At 71.5% G+C, this 18060-nt stretch carries 16 protein-coding genes; 12 read left to right on the top strand and 4 right to left on the bottom strand.

The window, feature by feature from the left end:
• Positions 1–116 precede the first annotated feature (116 nt).
• A complete protein-coding gene (locus ACWCQK_RS23015; RefSeq protein ID WP_451157662.1) occupies positions 117–1313 on the top strand; it encodes a cytochrome P450 family protein in 1197 nt (398 codons plus the stop codon).
• On the opposite strand, the gene ACWCQK_RS23010 is transcribed toward ACWCQK_RS23015, so the two are convergent.
• From ACWCQK_RS23010 to ACWCQK_RS23000, 3 genes are all read right to left on the bottom strand, one after another.
• Positions 1303–1929: a TetR/AcrR family transcriptional regulator gene (locus tag ACWCQK_RS23010; protein ID WP_451157660.1), complete on the bottom strand. Its 627-nt coding sequence runs from the start codon at positions 1927–1929 to the stop codon at positions 1303–1305. The genes ACWCQK_RS23015 and ACWCQK_RS23010 overlap by 11 nt on opposite strands.
• A gap of 51 nt (positions 1930–1980) precedes the next feature.
• Complete coding sequence (locus tag ACWCQK_RS23005) at positions 1981–4053, bottom strand: galactose-binding domain-containing protein (RefSeq protein WP_451157658.1); 2073 nt, start codon at positions 4051–4053, stop codon at positions 1981–1983.
• A 338-nt stretch (positions 4054–4391) separates the two neighbouring features.
• The gene (locus ACWCQK_RS23000; RefSeq protein WP_451157656.1) at positions 4392–5315 is read right to left on the bottom strand and encodes an SDR family oxidoreductase; all 924 of its coding nucleotides are present in this window, start codon (positions 5313–5315) and stop codon (positions 4392–4394) included.
• A gap of 122 nt (positions 5316–5437) precedes the next feature.
• Between ACWCQK_RS23000 and ACWCQK_RS22995 the strand changes: the two genes are divergently transcribed.
• Positions 5438–6016 carry a TetR/AcrR family transcriptional regulator gene (locus tag ACWCQK_RS22995; RefSeq protein WP_451157654.1) on the top strand — a complete coding sequence of 193 codons (579 nt, stop codon included), beginning with the start codon at positions 5438–5440 and terminating at the stop codon, positions 6014–6016.
• A 174-nt stretch (positions 6017–6190) separates the two neighbouring features.
• On the opposite strand, the gene ACWCQK_RS22990 is transcribed toward ACWCQK_RS22995, so the two are convergent.
• Positions 6191–7447: an acyltransferase family protein gene (locus ACWCQK_RS22990; protein ID WP_451157652.1), complete on the bottom strand. Its 1257-nt coding sequence runs from the start codon at positions 7445–7447 to the stop codon at positions 6191–6193.
• A 322-nt stretch (positions 7448–7769) separates the two neighbouring features.
• Here ACWCQK_RS22990 and ACWCQK_RS22985 point away from each other — a divergent pair, with 322 nt between their 5' ends.
• From ACWCQK_RS22985 to ACWCQK_RS22940, 10 genes are all read left to right on the top strand, one after another.
• Entirely contained in the window at positions 7770–8348 is a 579-nt protein-coding gene (locus ACWCQK_RS22985) for a DinB family protein (RefSeq protein WP_451157650.1), read from the top strand.
• A gap of 296 nt (positions 8349–8644) precedes the next feature.
• Complete coding sequence (locus ACWCQK_RS22980; protein WP_451157648.1) at positions 8645–9754, top strand: winged helix DNA-binding domain-containing protein; 1110 nt, start codon at positions 8645–8647, stop codon at positions 9752–9754.
• Between the two features lie 171 nt (positions 9755–9925).
• Entirely contained in the window at positions 9926–10681 is a 756-nt protein-coding gene (locus ACWCQK_RS22975; protein WP_451157646.1) for a GntR family transcriptional regulator, read from the top strand.
• A 131-nt stretch (positions 10682–10812) separates the two neighbouring features.
• Entirely contained in the window at positions 10813–11937 is a 1125-nt protein-coding gene (locus ACWCQK_RS22970) for a TIGR03364 family FAD-dependent oxidoreductase (RefSeq protein ID WP_451157645.1), read from the top strand.
• A 14-nt stretch (positions 11938–11951) separates the two neighbouring features.
• The gene (locus tag ACWCQK_RS22965; protein ID WP_451157643.1) at positions 11952–12683 is read left to right on the top strand and encodes an HAD family hydrolase; all 732 of its coding nucleotides are present in this window, start codon (positions 11952–11954) and stop codon (positions 12681–12683) included.
• A complete protein-coding gene (locus tag ACWCQK_RS22960) occupies positions 12683–13729 on the top strand; it encodes an ABC transporter ATP-binding protein (protein ID WP_451157642.1) in 1047 nt (348 codons plus the stop codon). Before ACWCQK_RS22965 ends, ACWCQK_RS22960 begins: the two co-directional genes overlap by 1 nt.
• The gene (locus ACWCQK_RS22955) at positions 13722–14540 is read left to right on the top strand and encodes a 2-aminoethylphosphonate ABC transporter permease subunit (protein WP_451157640.1); all 819 of its coding nucleotides are present in this window, start codon (positions 13722–13724) and stop codon (positions 14538–14540) included. The genes ACWCQK_RS22960 and ACWCQK_RS22955 overlap by 8 nt, the downstream gene beginning before the upstream one ends.
• The gene (locus ACWCQK_RS22950) at positions 14527–15324 is read left to right on the top strand and encodes an ABC transporter permease (protein ID WP_451157638.1); all 798 of its coding nucleotides are present in this window, start codon (positions 14527–14529) and stop codon (positions 15322–15324) included. Before ACWCQK_RS22955 ends, ACWCQK_RS22950 begins: the two co-directional genes overlap by 14 nt.
• 49 nt (positions 15325–15373) lie before the next feature.
• Positions 15374–16429, top strand: coding sequence for a 2-aminoethylphosphonate ABC transporter substrate-binding protein (locus tag ACWCQK_RS22945; RefSeq protein ID WP_451157636.1), 1056 nt, complete (start codon positions 15374–15376; stop codon positions 16427–16429).
• Between the two features lie 100 nt (positions 16430–16529).
• Complete coding sequence (locus tag ACWCQK_RS22940) at positions 16530–18023, top strand: alkaline phosphatase family protein (RefSeq protein ID WP_451157635.1); 1494 nt, start codon at positions 16530–16532, stop codon at positions 18021–18023.
• The last annotated feature ends 37 nt before the right edge of the window (positions 18024–18060 follow it).

Below are 18060 nucleotides of genomic sequence, written 5' to 3'. Positions count from 1 at the left end.
GTGAACCGGGCGTCGCGGTCCCCCCGCGCGGCCGGGCTCCGTCCCATCGGCGACAGGCGCGTCCTGGTGGAAGGTGTGTCCCCGTGGAAGGGTGCGGCCCAGTGAAAGGTGCGTCCATGGGCGTCGTCGACCTCGCCGCGCTCGGTGAGTCCTTCACCCGGGACCCGTATCCCGTGTACGCCCGGTTGCGGGCCGAGGGACCGGTCCACCGGATCCGGATGCCGGAGGGCGGCGCGCCGGCCTGGCTCGTCGTCGGATACGAGGCCGGGCGGGCCGCGCTGGCCGATCCCCGGCTCTCGAAGGACTGGGGCAGGGCGTCCCCCGCGCTGCCGCTCGCAGCCGTCTCCTCTGGCCCTCATATGCTCAGGGCCGACCCGCCGGACCACACCCGGCTGCGCAAGCTGGTCGCCCGGGAGTTCACCCCGCGCCGGGTGGCGGAGCTCGCCCCACGCGTCCAGCGGACCACCGACCGGCTCCTGGACCGGATGCTCGCGGCCCCCGAGGGGCGCGTCGACCTCGTCGAGGCACTGTCGTTCCCGCTTCCCATCTCCGTGATCTGCGAGCTGATCGGTGTGCCGGACCTGGACCGCGCGTCCTTCAGGACGTGGTCGAACGACGCGCTCGACGCCACCGACCCCGAGGACCGCGCGGTCGCCGCGACGGCGATGGCGCGGTACCTCGTGGAACTGGTGGACGGCAAGCGCCTGCGGCCCGGCCAGGACCTCCTGAGCGCGCTGATCCACGGCTCGGACGAGGACGGCGACCGGCTGTCGCCCGAGGAAGTCGTCGGCATGGCCTGGCTGCTGCTCGTCGCCGGGCACGAGACCACCGTCAACCTCATCTCCAACGGCGTCCTCGCCCTGCTCACCCATCCCGATCAACTGGCCGCCCTGCGCGCGGACTTCACCCTCATCGACCGCGCCATCGAGGAGATGCTGCGCTACGACGGTCCGGTGGAGACCCCCACCTACCGCTTCACCACCGAGCCGGTGACGATCGGCGACACGGTGATCCCCGGCGGTGGCGAACTCGTCCTCGTCGCCCTGGCCGACGCCAATCACGACCCCGCCCGCTTCCCGTCCCCGCGGCGATTCGACCTGTCCCGTGACGCACGCGGCCATGTGGCGTTCGGCCACGGCATCCACTACTGCCTGGGGGCGCCGCTGGCCCGCGTGGAGGCGCGCATCGCCATCAGGACGCTGCTGGAACGCTGCGGCGACCTGACCCTGGACATCCACCCCGCGGCGCTCACCTGGCGTTCCGGCATGCTGATCCGCGGCCCGCGGAGCCTGCCCGTACGGTTCACCCCGTAGTCCCGCCTCCGGCGGCCCCGCGGTCGTCCGCGACCAGGCCGACGATGTGGGCGGTGACCGTGTCGAGGATGTCGCTCCAGCCGGAATCCTCCCCGAGCACCAGGTAGTTGAGGGTCAGGCCGTCGGTCATGGCGGCCAGGTAGCGGGCCAGTACGGAGACGGGCACTTGCAGGCGCAGATCCATGCTCCGGCACAGCTGGTCGATCAGTTCGGCGTACGCGTCGCCGTACAACTCGTACTGGCGTCGCGCCAGGTGGGCGAACTCCGGCCGGCGCAGGGCGTACTGCGTCAGCTCGTAGGTGAGCATGTGCTCGTCGGGGTGGGCGAGGACATGGTCCCAGTACGCCCGGAACCCGGCCCGGACGGTCTCTTCGAGGGTGCTCCTGGGGCGCAGCGCCTGCCGTACGACGGTCACGGAGTGGTCGGTGATGGTGGTGATGACGGACTCCACCAGGGCCTGCTTGGAGTCGAAGCAGTAGTGGAAGACGCTCAGGGACACGTCCGCCTCGGTGGCGATGGCCCGGGTCGTCGTCCTGTCGACGCCGTCCCGGGTCATCACCCTGATCGCCGCTTCCGTCAGCTGCCGGCGCCGTTCGGCCGACGGCATCCGTGCCATCCGTGTGTCCTTCGTGCTCGTACCGGCCGCCCGCCGGGCGGGCGGTCGCGGTCAGCTGCTGTGCACGCCCACCTCGTAGAGCGAGTAGCCCCACTCGGTGCCGCGGGCCAGGCCGTGGATCCGTACGTAGCGAGCGGGTGTGGCGGTGAACAGGGCGGTGTCGAGGCCGCCGTCACCGGCCGTGGTGGACCAGGCGGTCTGCCAGGTCGACCCGTCGGCGGAGAGCTCGATGCGGTACGACTTCCCGTACGCGCGTTCCCAGTCGAGCGTGACGCGCCGGACCAGGTGCGTGGAGCCCAGGTCGACGCGCAGCAACTGGTCGTCGCTCCAGTCGCTGGCCCAGCGGGTGTTGCGCGTGCCGTCCACGGCCTGGCCCGGCGCGTAGCTCGTGAACGGGTTCCACTCCGCCGAACTGGCCGTGGTCGCGGCGCCCTGGGCGAGGTTGACGCCGGCCTGGTGCCGCTCGGTCGCTCCCCAGGTGCCGAGGTAGGACTCGGCGCCCCGGAAGAGGTCGTCCACCACGTCCTGGCCGCCGACGAGCCGGATGTCCTCGATCCAGTCCGGTACCAGGCCGTAGTGCGCGGCCCCGTCGGTGTTGAGGTCCCAGGTCCGCTGACCGGTCGTCTGCCGGTCGATGACGGAGCCGCCGTCGACGCTGCGGAAGGGATAGGTGACCTTGTTGGGGGCGGTGGCGCCGCGCGGGGCCGGCCAGCCGCCGACGCCGTTCATGTCCGTGCCGAAGCCGTAGCCCACGCCGTACTTGTCGCGCAGCGCGTCCGTACGCTTCGCTTCGGCGCTGAACTGCTCCGAGCCGTGCATGTACTGGGCGATGAAGCCGCCGAGGCCGTAGACCCGCTCGGTCCAGTTCAGGTCCATCCAGCTGTGCGAGGAGATCACACCCGGGTAGGACGCGGACTCGAGGATGTCGAGCGCGCGGCCGGTGGCCTTGACGCTCATGTGGTCGATCTCCAGCATCATCTTGCGTTTCACCATGCCGCGTACGGCGTACTCGCCGAGGTCGGTGAGCCCGCGCGTGTTGCACTGCGCGTCGGTGTCGTACGAGGGGACGGCCACGCCCGCCGGAAGGTCCTTCTCCGCCCCGGAGGCCGCGGTGCCGATGGGGTTGTCGTGCTGGGGGCCGGCGCACTTCTCGGTCTTCCAGAAGGTGCCGGTCGACAGGAACTGCCCGACGTTGATGGCGGTGCCGAGGCCGCCCTCGTCGAAGCGGACCCCGCACAGCGCGTTGTCGAACTTGTGGCACAGGAACATGCTGCGCACGCCCAGCCCGTACAACTCGTCCAGCCCGGCGTCGATGTCGGCCTTGCTGCACTGGGGGATGTCCAGGATCTGCTTGCAGCCGAACGGTTCGGAGGTCTCCACACCCAGGACGACGGCGAGCTTGCCCTGCTTGATGACGTCGCGGGCCTGTGCGCTGTCGGTGACGATCCGGAACCAGCCCTTGCCGGTGCCGCCGTACATCTTGTCGATGTACGCCTGGAGGTCGTACGTCAGCTTCGCCTGGAGCCGGATCGACGTCATCTCGTCGCAGCTGCGGTCCTTGAAGAAGTACACCGAGCAGATCACACCGTTGGTGACGAGGTCGTTGACGAGCACCCGCTGTCCGCCGCGCCAGGCCCGCTCCACCCAGGCGTAGTAGTTCTGCTGGTGGGTGAGCGAGTCGTGCGCGGGCCAGTCCTTGAAGGTGGGCCAGCCGACCGGGTCGTGCTTGCCGTCGCCGCCCTTGGTGATGTAGTCGAAGATCGCGAGCGAGCCGTCGGGGTAGTGCTCGGGACAGTCCTTGAGCGCGTCGGCGACTCCGGCGTCGGAGAACGTCCTGCCGCAGATGAGCCGCCCGCCGAAGGCCTCGTTCGCCATCAGGTGGTCGTGCGCGTCCACGAAGCCGCGCACCTCGCCCTGGGCGTCGACGCCCGTGAACGGCGCGCCGGTGACATTGATCTGGGAGTCCGGCGCGGGCCGGGCGGTCGGTGTCCACCAGTCGGTGCCCGCCGCCGCCGAACTCGACGTGGGGCCGAGTGCCATGGCCAGGACGAAGAAGAGCAGCGAAACAAGGGTGACGCGAGGGCGTCCGCGATACGTGCGTCCAGTCGTGCTCACTACCCACATCCCCGGGTCGACGGGATGGCACGGCCGACGGACCGGGCTGTCCGAGGTCCGAGGAACCACGAGCCCGGATTGTCATGACCGGCGCAAAACTTGCGACGAGCATGGCCACGGACGCCTACCGAGTCAAGAGTCCGGGACGCTTGACCTGATGGCGCGTGAGAAACCCCGCGAGCGGGTGCGGCCCCTTCTCCGGGCGCACGGCTGGTGGCGGGCCGACGCCGGGAAGCACGCCGGCCCTCGGTGCGCCTTCTCCGGGCGCACGGCCGGTGGCACGCCGACGCCAGGGAACACTCCGGCCCTCGGCGGGACCGGGGTGCTCCCGGGACGCTTCCGGCCGGTCAGGAGGCGGAGGCGGCGGTGTGGAAGTAGTGACCCTTGTCGAGGTCTTCGAGGAGTCCGGGGTGGGTCGGCTCCCAGCCCAGCAGTTCACGGGTCAGGGTGTTCGACGCCGGAGAGTCGGCGCCGAGGAAGGAGCCGAGCCAGGCGAAGTGCTCCGCCGCGGCCTCGGGCGCCACCGAGGTCACCGGCACGTCGAGGTGACGGCCGATCACCTCGGCGACGTCGCGGATCGCGACTCCCTCCTCCGCCACGCCGTGCAGCACCGTTGCGGCGGGTGCCTGTTCGGCCGCCAGCCGGAACAGCCGCGCGGCGTCGAGGCGGTGGACGGCCGGCCAGCGGTTGGCGCCGTCGCCCAGGTAGCCGGAGACGCCCCGGTCGCGGGCGATGGCGACCAGCGTCGGCATGAAGCCGTTGTCCCCCTCGCCGTGGCAGGTCGGGGAGAGCCGGACCACGGACGAGCGCACACCACGCGAGGCGAGTGCGAGCGCCGCCCCGGCGGTCGCCGCCCGGGCGGCGACCGGCGAACCGTCGAGCGCGGGCAGGTCCCGTTCGGTCGCCACCCGCCCGGGCGCGAGGCCGACCACGCCGGAGGCGAGGACGAACGGCCGGTCGCTGCCGGCCAGCGCGTCGCCGAAGGCGTCGACGGCACGCCGGTCGGCCTCGGCCGCGTCCTGGAAGCCGCCGCTGAAGGCGAGGTCGTGCTTGAAGGCGAGGTGGATCACGCCGTCCGACGCGGCGGCCGCGTCCCGCAGGACGCCGAGGTCGTCGATGGTGCCGCGGACGGCTTCCGCCCCGGCCGCGGCGAGCGCGGCGGCGGAGGCGTCGGAGCGGGCGAGCCCGACGACCCGGTGGCCCGCGCCGATGAGCTCGGGCACGACGGCGGAACCGATCCAGCCGGACGCGCCGGTCACGAAAATGCGCATGGGAACCCCAGACGGTTGATGCCGGCTGACCGACGGGCGACCCGTCGCAGCCAGGTGATGTCAGTTGCTGTCATCGAAGCTAGCACTCGATGTCAGTAACTGTCATCACGTAGGATCTGCGCATGGGCAGATGGGAGCCGGACGCGCGTGGGCGACTGGCGAAGGTGGCGCTGGAGCTCTACAGCGAGCGCGGGTACGAACAGACCACGGTGGCGGAGATCGCCAAGCGGGCCGGGCTCACGGAGCGGACCTTCTTCCGGCACTACACCGACAAGCGCGAGGTGCTGTTCGCCGGCTCAGGCGAGTTGCGGGAGTTGTTCGTGGGCGCGGTCGCCGGCGCCCCGAAGTCCGCGGCGCCGATCGACGCGCTGACCGCCGGCCTCGACGCGGTCTCCGAGTTGTTCGCCGACCGCCGCGAGTACGCGCGCCGGCGCCAGGGCGTGATCATGGCGAACGCGGAACTCCACGAGCGTGAGCTGATCAAGCTCGCCTCGATCTCGGCCGCGCTCGCCGGGACCCTGCGCGAGCGCGGCGTACCGGAGCCGGCCGCGAGCCTGACGGCCGAGGCGGGTGTCGCCGTCTTCAAGGTCGGCTTCGAGCGCTGGGTCGCGGCGGGCGAGGAACGCGACATGGCGGACCTGATGCGGGACTCGCTGGCCGAGCTGAGGGCCGTGACCACGGGAAGCGAATCGACGACGTGACCGCTGGGCGGCGGTCACGCCGTCATCGCGGGCGTCGAGGACCGATGAGAGGTCTACGGGCGTCGCGGACCGATGAGAGGTCTACAGGCGTCGGGGACCGGCGTCGTACCTGCGGGCGCAAGGAGCCGTCAGGGATGACGAGTTGGGGCGCTGCGACGTGTACCGGAGCCGGCGTCAGTTCCCCTCGGGGCGACCATGGCCGACCGGCCGACGGAGGATCGTGCGTATGCGATGGCGGCGTGAAAATCCTGCCTGAAACATGGATTTCCACGATCGGTTTCTTTTGAAGGGCGTCTCGAAGACCGCGGCGAAAAGCCACGCCGCCAGCACCGAAACGGGCAATCCCAGCAGGATCGTGAAACAGAACGTGGACAGCCCCGGCGAAACGTGATGCGGAGCGATCTTCCGAACGATCACCATGACGATCGGCAAGTGGATCAGGTACAGACTGTAGGAAAAGTTGCCGAGGCTCCGCATCGGGCGCGTATCCAGAAGTCGCACGAGGAGAGTCGGTCTCCCTAGGGAAACTGACACGACGAGCAGGGTCATGGCCGGGACAACCACAAGATCCATCCAGAAGTAGTGGTCCACGGTCCAGACCGAACCCTTGATCACGACGAGCGCCAGGGCCGGTGCAGCGGCCAAGGCCGCCATCCAGTGCCATGGCAGGCGCCGAACTCTCTCCGAGGCGACCACGACACCCGCGCCGACCAGACCGGCGACAAACACCGGAGCAAGGTTCAGAGTCAGTCCGTTCACGCCCTCGATCGGCAACGCGTTCTTCGCCAGCAAGCCACGCGCGACGACGACGAGAGTCACGGCCGTGACCAGGACCACCGCCCCCAGTCGTCTCCGTACCAGCAGAAGAATCGGAAACGCGAGGTAGAGCTCGGCCTCCACCGCGATCGACCAGAACGCCCCGTTCGGGGTCGGTGCCGTGAATACGTCCTGAACTACGAAGGCGTACACCAGAATCGTTGTGCCGCTCGGTGGGCCGAAACGAGACGCGGGCACCACCAGATAGGCGACCAGCAGGCTGAGAACCAGCGCCGCCCAGTAGGGCGGCAGGATTCTCCAGGCGCGCCGGCGCAGGAAATCCGCGACGCCGCCCAGTCGCCATCCCTTGCGCGCCGCCGAGATGGCCAAGGAGAAACCCGACAGCACCAGAAAGAAGACGACAGCGAAACGCCCGTACATCAGCCAGCCCAGCCAAGAAGGGCCAGAATTGTGGGGGAACCCGCGAAACGAAAGGAGCCAGCAGTGAAACAGGAGCACGTACAACGCGGCCAGACCGCGGAGCCCGTCCAGACCCGACACATGATGCCGAACGGGCGCTGCGATCGTGTCGGTGCCGTCGGCGAGATCACTACCGGTTGGCTGGCTCGCGACTAATGAGATGGTTCGGCCCTCTTTCGATGTCCTGATCGCCACACGCGGTCAAGCTGTGCTTTCGGGCAGCGCGCGGACACTCCCGGCACCTCATACGTCGCGCCTGGCCGGAAGGTTCAAGGGTCTCCATGACCTCAGGCGCGCATCGCCGCAGACCTGGTCCGGGAGCCGCTGCCCGAGTGTGCGGCCCGGCCGCCTCCACACCCTCGGCGACCAGACGCACGCGCCCTGACCGGGCGACATCCCACGCCCCCTTCTGAACTTGGCTCGTCATCGCCGCGAGTAGCGGACACGATCTGACCTCTATGCCCGCCATGGTTGTCCCGTACCGAACAGCGAGAGCGACCGGAAGGGTCCCATCACCATGACCGCCTCGACCACGCCCCCCTCGACCCTCGACGCCGAGCGGGCCGACCTGCTCGCCGAGCTCGCGATCGCGCGGCTCGCCCTGACCAACACGGCCCGCGGGCTCAGCGACGCGCAGGCCGGCGAACGGCCGACGGCCGGCGCGCTGTGCCTGGGCGGCCTCATCAAGCATGTCGCGGCCGTCGAGGACGGATGGCTGCGCTTCGTGGTCGAGGGCCCGTCCGCGATGCCCTACGACCTGCCCGACGGTGTCACCTGGGCCGACCTCGCGGCCGGTACCGCCCGGGAGTTCCCGCAGTGGGCCATCGACCACCGGAACGACTTCCAGATGCTGCCCGGCGAGACGCTCGCCGGGATCCTCGCGCACTACGAGGAGGTCGCCGCCCGGAGCGAGAAGATCATCCTCTCCGTGCCCGACCTCGCGGCGACGCAGCCGCTGCCCGTGGCGCCCTGGCACGAGCCGGGAGCCGAGCACAGCGTGCGCCGGGTGCTCCTGCACGTCATCGCCGAGACCGCCCAGCACGCGGGGCACGCGGATATCATCCGCGAGACGCTCGACGGCCAGACCTCCACCTGAGCGGCGGCGTACGGCGTCGCCGGGTGTCGTGCCGCGATGCCCGGCGCCGCGCGCCGACCTGAACGGCACGACACGACCGGTCCCGGACGACCGGTCCGGCAGGCAAGCGAAGGGAACGGCGTCACCGTGACAGCACACGAGCCGGGGCGGCCCGATGACCGGGGCACCTCCTGCCCTCCCGGCACCGGCACCGGCATCGGGCAGGGGTTCTCCGTCCCGACCGGAGCGGCCGGAGCGGCCGGCGCCGTCGAACACGCGCCGCCGCACCGGCGGGTAGCCGAAGGGCGGGGCGCGGCATGAGCCCGACGACCGTCCTCGGCGCCCGGGCGCTCAACCGCGCCACGCTCGCCCGGCAGTTGCTGCTCGATCGCGCCGAACTGCCGGTGCTCAGCGCCGTCTCGCACCTCGGCGGGCTTCAAGCGCAGGAACCGCAGGAGCCGTTCGTCGGCCTCTGGTCGCGGCTGCGCGCGTTCGACCCGGCGGCGCTCTCCGGGCTGCTGACCGGGCGGAACGTGGTGCGGACCCATCTCATGCGCCGCACCGTCCACCTCGTCACCGCCGACGACGCCCTCGCCTGGCGAAGCAGGCACGACGCCATGTTGCGCCAGCGGGTACTGGGCACCTACCGCCGCGAGCTCGACGGGGTCGACCTCGACGAACTCGCCGCGGCGGGCCGTTCGGTCATGGCCGACGGCGAGCCGCGCTCGATGACCGAACTCGCCCGGGCGCTCGCCGGGCGCTGGCCGGCGCCAGGGCTACGGCCTCTGGGCGAGATACTGGTCGCCGCCCTCGTCCCGATGGCGCAGTTGCCGCCCCGGGGGCTGTGGCGCACCAAGGCGGGCGTACGCAACGTCCCGCTGTCGGCCTGGCTGGGCCGCGAGATCGATCCGCCGTCGCCGGACGGCAGCGACCCGGTGGGCCAGGCGCTGCTACGGCGCTATCTGGCCGCGTACGGCCCCGCCGCCTCGGCCGACCTGCGCGCTTGGTGCGGGCTCGCCGGACTGCCGGCCGCGGTCGCCGCCGCCCGCGGGGAACTCGTCGCCTTCCGCGACGAGCGTGGCCGGGAACTGCTGGATCTTCCCGGCGCCCCGCGCCCCGACCCGGACACACCCGCCCCGGTGCGGTTCCTGCCGGCGTTCGACAACGCGATCCTCGGCTACCACGACCGCGGCCGGATCATCGACGACGCCCATCGCGGCCTGTCGGTCACCGGCGCTCGCGTCGTCCTGGTCGACGGCCGGGTCGCCGCGACCTGGAGCGTCGAGGCCGACACCGTGACGGTCACCCCGCTGCGCGGCTTCTCCCGCACCGAGCACACGGCCGTCATCGAACAGGGGCAGGCCCTGGCATCCTTCCTCTCCGACCACGCCGACGACCACGTCCGGATCATGGAGTCGCCTCACTGAGCGCGACGGGCGGCGGGACGACGGGCCGCCACGGGCCGCCTTGCGTCCGCGGGCGGGCGGGGACCGGCGCGCGGTCGGGCCAACACGGACACGGACCTACGAGCTCCTGGCTCCGCCCCCCAACCCGAAGGCCTCGCCGAGCCACTCCCCCGCGTCTGCGACGATCTCTGCGTGGACTACCCGAACGACCAAGCCCCTGGCGCCCCCGTCCGCTCCGGCATCCCGGAGCACGGGCGCATCCCGAAGTACTACGCGGTGAAAGCGCGGATCGCCGCGCTCGTCGACGAGCTGGGCGAGGGCCATCTCATCCCCACCGAGCGCGACCTCTCCGAGCGGTACGACGTCGCCCGCGAGACCGTCCGCCAGGCGCTGCGCGAGCTGGTGCTGGAGGGCAAGCTGCGCCGGCAGGGCCGGGGCACGGTCGTCGCGGGCCCCAAGCTCGCCCAGCCCCTGTCGCTGGCCAGCTACACGGAGGGCGTACGGCGCCAGGGCCGCACCCCCGGCCGTAACCTCGTCACCCTCGACCGCTTCCCCTGCCCGGACGCACTCGCCGCCGAGATCGGGCTGACCCGCGGCGAGCCCGTCTGGCACCTGGAGCGTGTGCTGCTCGCCGACGACGAGCGGGTCGGCCTGGAGAGCACGTACGTCGCGGTGACCCGGCTCCCCGACCTCGACAGCGACTTCGAGCCCGACTCGTCCTTCTACGCCTACCTGAACGGCAAGGGCATCTCCTTCGGCGACGCCGACGAGCGGATCGAGACCGTCCTGGCCACCCCGCGCGAGGCGCTGCTCATCGGCACCCCGCCCGCCCTGCCGATGCTGCTGATCCACCGTGTCTCGCGGGACACGGGGGGACGCCCCCTGGAGCGGGTGCGCAGCCTCTACCGCGGGGACCGCTTCTCCTTCACCGCGCACCTCCAGGGCTGAGAACGGCCGCCTCCGACCCCCTCTCGGCATCACGAAATGATAACGGGTCTAGCCCAAAAGTGATGACTCGTTCACGCTCTCGTTGGCGGCCGGACCTTTCCGGTTCCCCGTCCAAGAGGAGCGTGAGCGTCGTGAGAGTGACAGTCGTCGGAGGCGGCGTGGTCGGCACCATGCACGCCTGGCAAGCAATTCAGCGCGGCCACGAGGTCGTACAGATCGAGCGCGAGACGGAGGCTCGCGGCGCTTCGCTGCGCAACTTCGGCCAGATCTGGGTCAGCGGCCGAGCCAGCGGTGAGGAGCTGGAGACCGCTCTGCGGGCCAGAGAGCTGTGGGAGGGGATCGGGGCCCGGGTGCCCGCCCTGGGGTTCCGCGCCAACGGATCCCTCACCCCCGTACGCGGTGATCTCGAACTGGCCGTCGCCGAGGCCGCGGTCGCCCGTGCGGACGCCGCCGCCCGCGGCTACAAGCTGCTGACGCCCGGCGAGGCCCGCGCCCTGAACCCCGCCCTGCGCGGCGAGTTCTCCGCGGCGCTGTACTGCGAGCGGGACGCGGCCGTCGAGCCCCGCACCGCTCAGCTCGCCCTGCGCGCGGAGCTGCTGAAGTCCCCCCGCTACCGGTTCCTGCCCGGCCGTGAGGTCCGCGAGGTGATCGACACCGCGACCGTCCGCGACGACCACGGTGACCTCCACCGCGCCGACGCGGTCGTCCTGTGCACCGGCGCCTGGCTCGGCGGCCTGGTCCGCGAACTCGCCGGACCCGACCTGCCCGTACGCCGCGTCCGGCTGCAGATGATGCAGACGGACCCGCTTGGCGAACCGCTGACCACCTCGGTCGCGGACGCCGACAGCTTCCGTTACTACCCCGCCTACGCCTCGCCCGCCCTGGACGAGCTCAACGCCCGGCAGCCGCAGGCCCCGACGGCCGCGGAGCACCGGATGCAGCTGCTGATGGTGCAGCGCGCCGACGGCGGACTGACCATCGGCGACACCCACGAGTACGAGCACCCCTTCGCCTTCGACACGGTCGAGGAGCCCTACGAGCACCTCACCGGGGTCGTCGAGTCCCTCCTCGGCCGCCCGCTGCCGCGGATCCGGCACCGCTGGGCCGGGGTGTACGCGCAGTGCACGGACACCAGCCGGGTCGTGCACCGCCAGCGGGTGCGCGACGGGGTCTGGCTGGTCACCGGGCCCGGCGGGCGCGGCATGACCTGCTCCCCCGCCATCGCCGAGACGACCGCCGACGAGCTGGGCTGGTGACACGGATGACCGACATGACCCACACGAACCACACCCCCCACGGGAACGACATGACCGACCTGACCGACATCCGCCTCGTCGTCCTCGACATGGCCGGCACCACCGTCGCCGACGGCGGCCTGGTCGAGCGCGCCTTCGAGGCCGCCGCCGCGGAACTTGGCGTCGAGCCCGGCAGCCCCGGCCACACCGCCAAGCTCGACTACGTCCGCGCCACCATGGGCGAGTCCAAGATCTCCGTGTTCCGCCACCTGTTCGGCACCGAGGAGCTGGCCCGGCGCGGCAACGCCGCCTTCGAGAAGGCGTACGGCGAGCTGGTCGGCGAGGGTCTGACCGAGCCCGTGCCCGGCGCCCGCGAGGCCATCGAGGAGCTCCGGGAGGACGGCCGTACCGTCGTCCTGACCACCGGGTTCGCCCGCGTCACCCAGGACGCCATCCTCGACGCCCTCGGCTGGCGCGACCTGGTGCGCCTGACCCTGTGCCCCGCCGACGCGGGCGGCCGCGGACGCCCCTTCCCCGACATGGCGCTGGAGGCGTTCGTGCGGACGAAGGCGGCCGAGGACGTGCGTCAGATGGCCGTCGTCGGCGACACCTCCTACGACGTGCTCAGTGGCGTACGGGCCGGAGCGGGCCTGGTCGCCGGGGTGCTGACCGGCGCGCACGGCGAGGACGCCCTGCGCGCCTCGGGCGCCGGCCACGTGCTCGCGTCGGTCGCCGAGCTCCCCGCGCTCCTCAGGGGAGTCGGCTGATGGGCATACGCTTCGACGGCGTCACCGTCGCCTACGACGGGAACGTCGTCCTCGACTCCCTCGACCTGAACGTCGGGACGGGCGAGGTCATGGCGCTGCTCGGGCCGTCCGGGTCCGGCAAGACCACCGCGCTGCGGGCGGTCGCCGGGTTCGTGCGGCCCGCCTCCGGGCGGGTGTTCCTCGGCGACCGTGACGTGACCGATCTGCCGCCGTACCGGCGGGGCATCGGGATGGTCGTCCAGCAGTACGCGCTCTTCCCGCACATGCGGGTCGAGGACAACGTGGCGTTCGGGCTCAAGGCCCGCAAGGTCCCCAAGGCGGAGATCCGGACCCGCGTCGCCGAGGCGCTGGAGATGACCGGCATGGGCGCCTACGCCCGCCGCCACCCGCGCGAGCTGTCCGGCGGCCAGCAGCAGCGGGTCGCCATCGCGAGGGCGCTGGCCATCCGGCCGGGCGTCCTGCTGCTCGACGAGCCGCTGTCCGCCCTCGACGCCCAGCTGCGCTCCGGCATGCTCGCCGAACTGGCACGCCTGCACCGCGAGCTGCCCGACGTCTCGATCCTCTACGTCACCCACGACCAGGTCGAGGCGCTGACGCTCGCCGACCGCGTCGCGGTGATGAGCGAGGCACGGCTCCAGGCGTGCGGCACGCCGAGGGAGCTGTACCGGGCCCCGGCGAACGCCTTCACGGCCTCCTTCGTCGGCAACGCGAACCTGTTGCCGGTGACGGTGGGCGCGGACGGGGTCGCCTTCGCGGGCGCCGAGCTGAAGGTCGACACGGCGGGGGCGGCACGGGGGGCCAAGGCCACCCTGTGCGTTCGGCCGCACCTGGTGGGACTCGGCGACGGACCCAACCGCCTGGCCGGCACCGTGACGGAGATCCAGTGGCGCGGCGCCACGCACCGGCTGTACGTCGACGTGGACGGCCACCGGGTCATGGCGGACGTCAACGAACTGCGCGACCCGCCCGGCCACGGCGACACGGTCACTTTGCACTTCGCTCCCCAGGACGCGGTGCTGCTGACCGCCGGAGTCACCCATGACTAGAAGGCTGTTCTGGGCGCTGCCGCCCGTCGCCCTCCTCGCCCTGTTCTTCCTCTATCCGCTGTTCCTCGTGGTCCAGCAGTCGGTGCGGCCCGACACCGGCGGCACCTCGGTGCAGCCGTACGCGGACGTCTTCGGCTCCGAGGTCTTCCGCGAGGCGCTGTGGACGACGGTGTGGCTGGCGCTGGCGTCGACGGCCGGCTGCCTGGTCCTCGGCTTCGTCCTCGCGCTGGTCATCGCCTTCGTGCCGTTCCCCGGCGCGCGGGCCGTCGCCAAGTTCATCGACGTCTTCCTGTCCTTCCCGTCCTTCCTGATCACCCTGGCCCTGCTGTTCGTCTACGGCACGGTCGGCATGGCCAACGGGGCGTGGACGGACGTCACCGGAGCCGCCGAGGGGCCCTTCCAGTTCCTCACCACGCCCTGGGGTGTGCTCCTCGCCGAGATCACGTACTTCACCCCGTTCGTGATGCGGCCGCTGCTCGCCGCCTTCTCCCAGCTGGACACCGCCCAGCTGGAGGCGGCGAGTTCGCTGGGCGCCCGCGCGCCCCGCATCGTCCGGCAGGTGATCCTGCCCGAGGCGCTGCCCGCGCTCGCGGCCGGCGGCAGCCTCGTCCTCGTCCTGTGCCTCAACGAGTTCGGCATCGTGCTGTTCACCGGCGCCAAGGGCGTCACGACCCTGCCGATGCTCGTCTACAGCAAGGCGATCCTGGAGTCCGACTACCCGGGCGCCTGTGTGATCGCCGTCGTCAACGTGCTGATCTCCGTGGGGCTGTACGGCCTCTACCGGGTGGTGAGCCGTCGTGCTGGTGCATAGCCGCTGGGCCAGGTGGGCCGTACAGGCGCTGTTCCTCGTCCTGTTCGTCCCCCTGTTCGCCCTGCCCCTGCTCGTCGTCCTCGCCGCCTCGTTCGCCACCCACTGGTCGGGGGTCCTGCCCTCCGGCCCGACCACCGCCCACTACAGCGCCGCCACCCGCGGCGAGGCGCTCCAGGCCCTGACCACGAGCCTGCTCACGGCGCTCGCCGCGAGCCTGATCGCGCTGGCCGCCGGCACCTGGGCGGCGCTCTCGGCGGCCTCGCTGCCCAAGCGGTACCGCAGAGTGCTGGACGCGCTGTTCGTGCTGCCCGTCGCCGTCCCCTCGGTCGTCGTCGGCCTCGCGATCCTCGTCGCCTTCTCCCAGCCGCCGATCCTGCTCAACGGCACCCGCTGGATCGTGATCGTCGCCCACACCGTGCTGGTCACCGCCTTCGCCTACCAGTCGGTGTCGGCCGCCGTCGTCCGCCTCGACCCGGCCTACGAACAGGCCGCCGCCTCCCTCGGCGCCAGGCCCGGGTACGTCCTGTGGCGCGTCAGGCTGCCGCTCCTGCTGCCGTCGCTCACCGCGGCGGCCGGGCTCTGCTTCGCCCTGTCCATGGGTGAGCTGAGCGCGACCATGATGCTCTATCCACCCGACTGGACTCCCCTTCCGGTCCTGATCTACGCGGCCACCGACCGCGGCGCCCTGTCCGCCGGCTCCGCGGTCGCCGTGGTCCTGATGACGGCCACCCTGCTGGTCCTCCTCGTCGTCTCCCGGATCCGCACCAAGGCCTCGTACCGCTGACCTCACGCAGTCGACCACCACCTTTCCCACGCAAGGAGTTCACCCCGTCATGCCCAGAAACACCCTCAAGCTCGCGATCGCCCTGTCCCTCCTCGCCGTTCCCGTGCTCTCCGCCTGTGGCGGTTCCTCCGCCGCCTCCGACGAGAAGTCCGTCACCGTCTACAGCGCCGACGGCCTCAAGGGCGAGAACGGCGACGGCTGGTACGACCAGGTCTTCAAGGACTTCGAGAAGGAGACCGGGATCAAGGTCAAGTACGTCGAGGGCGGCTCCGGCGAAATGGCGCAGCGCGCCCTGCGCGAGAAGAACAACCCGCAGGCCGACGTGCTCGTCACCCTCCCGCCGTTCATCCAGCAGGCCGACGGCAAGGGCCTCCTCCAGAAGTACGCGCCGCAGGACGCCGACAAGGTCGACGGCGCCGACAAGGCCGCCGACGGCACCTGGACCGCCGTCGTCAACAACTACTTCGGCTTCGTCCACAACAAGAAGGAGCTGACGCAGGCCCCCACCACGTGGGAGGAACTGCTGGACTCCAAGTACAAGAACAAGCTCCAGTACTCGACCCCGGGCGTCGCCGGTGACGGAACCGCCGTACTGATCAAGGCGATGCACGACTTCGGCGGCAAGGACGCGGCGCTCGCCTACCTGAAGAAGCTCCAGGCCAACAACGTCGGCCCGTCCGCCTCCACCGGCAAGCTCGCGCCCAAGGTCGACAAGGGCGAACTGCTGGTCGCCAACGGCGACGTGCAGATGAACTTCGCCCAGTCGAAGACCATGCCGAACCTCGGCCTGTGGTTCCCGGCCCGCGAGGGCGGCAAGCCCACCACCTTCGCCCTCCCCTACGCGGCCGGCCTGGTCACCAAGGCCCCGCACAGCGAGAACGGCAAGAAGCTCCTCGACTACATGCTCAGCCAGAAGGCCCAGGCGCAGGTCAGCACCATCGGTGGCGGCTTCGCGGCCCGCAAGGACGTCAAGGCCACCGACGCCAACGCGATCGCCCTGACCAAGCTGATGGACGGCGTCGAGGTCTTCGAGCCGGACTGGGCGGACATCGACAAGAACCTCACCACGTACGTCGACGCCTGGAAGTCCGCCACCGGCAGCTGACACCCCGCCTGCCGCCCCCTTGTACGGGCGACGCCCCTGGTTCCGCCGGGGGCGTCGCCGTGTCCGCACGGCCCTTTCTTCCCTGTCTCCGGAGGTATTCGTGTCGCACCACCTGTCCCGCCGCGCCCTCCTCCTGTCCGCCGCCGCGCTCGCCGCGTCGGCCGGACCGCTCGCCACCGTCGCCCGTGCCGCGACCGCGACTCCCAAGGTCCTGGTCATCGGACTCGACGGCGCCCTGCTGACCCGGATCAAGGACGCCACCGCCCCGAACCTGGACGCCCTGATGGCCGCCGGCCTGACCGCGCCCAGCAGCATCCACGCCAACCCGCTCGCGCCCACCCTGTCCGGCCCCGGCTGGTCGACGCTGATCACCGGCGTCTGGCCCGACAAGCACAACGTCAAGGACAACGCCTTCACCGGCGCCCGGTTCACCCAGTACCCCGACTTCCTCACCCGCGCCGAGCGGGCGAAGCCCGCCCTGACGACGTACGCGGTCGCCTCCTGGGCGCCGATCACCGACACGGTCTTCTCCGGCACGGTCGACACCCGCGTCTCCACGCCCGGCGCCGAGTACGACACCGGCACCACCTCCCGCGCGGTCGCCCAGCTGCGGGACGGCAACCCGGACGCGGTCTTCGTGCAGCTCGACAACATCGACCACGCGGGCCACAGCTACGGCGCCGCCTCCGCGCAGTACCTGGCCGCGATCGCCGGCGCCGACGCCCAGGTCGGCCAGTTGGTCGCCGCGGTCAAGGCCCGTGCGACCTACGCGGCCGAGAGCTGGCTGATCATGGTCACCGCCGACCACGGCCACACCGACGCGGGCGGACACGGCGGCTCCACGCTGCCCGAGCGCCAGACGTTCCTGATCGCCACCGGCCCTACCCTGGCACCCGGTTCGGTCCGCTACGACGTGAAGATGCCCGACGTCGCCGCCTCCGCGCTCGCCCACCTCGGCGTCCCGCTCGACCCCGCCTGGGGCCTGGACGGCCGGCCGGTCCAGCAGCCGGGCGCCGACGACTTCGACGCCCTGCGCCCGCAGTTGCAGGCCCGCGTCGACGAGACCGGCATCCCCACGAGCGTCCTCGGCTTCACCCACACCCCGCCCGCCGGGTGGTCCGTCGACAACTCGGCGATGGGCGGCGGCGGGGTCACCGAGTGGCGCGGCTGGACCTTCACCACCGACGAGTTCTGGACCCAGTCGCAACGCGACCAGAACCGTGAGTGCAACGTCCGCGCCCGGAACGTCTTCGCGGTCGCGGACGGCGACGAGTGGAACGACAAGTCGCTGTCCGGCACCTTCGACTCGACGCTCGTCAGCCCGGCCTACCCGGTCACCGGAGGCCGCACGGCCACCCTGACCTACACCACCTACTACCGACAGGAGTCCCCGCAGAAGGGCGAGGTCCTCGTCTCCTACGACGACGGCACCCCCGTTCCGGTGAAGGCCTACACCGCCGACGTGTCCTCGCGCACGGAGACCGTCACCCTCCAGGTGCCGGCCGGAGCGACCAGGGCCCGGGTCCGCTTCCGCTACACCGGGGGCAACAACTGGTACTGGGTGATCGACGGAGTCCGGCTCACCGCTTCCTGACCCCGGTCCGGCCCGCCAGGGCCGCCGGTACGGTGAC

It is taken from the genome of Streptomyces sp. NPDC002306 (genome assembly GCF_053593435.1).
This window is presented reverse-complemented; position numbering and strand designations above follow the sequence as displayed.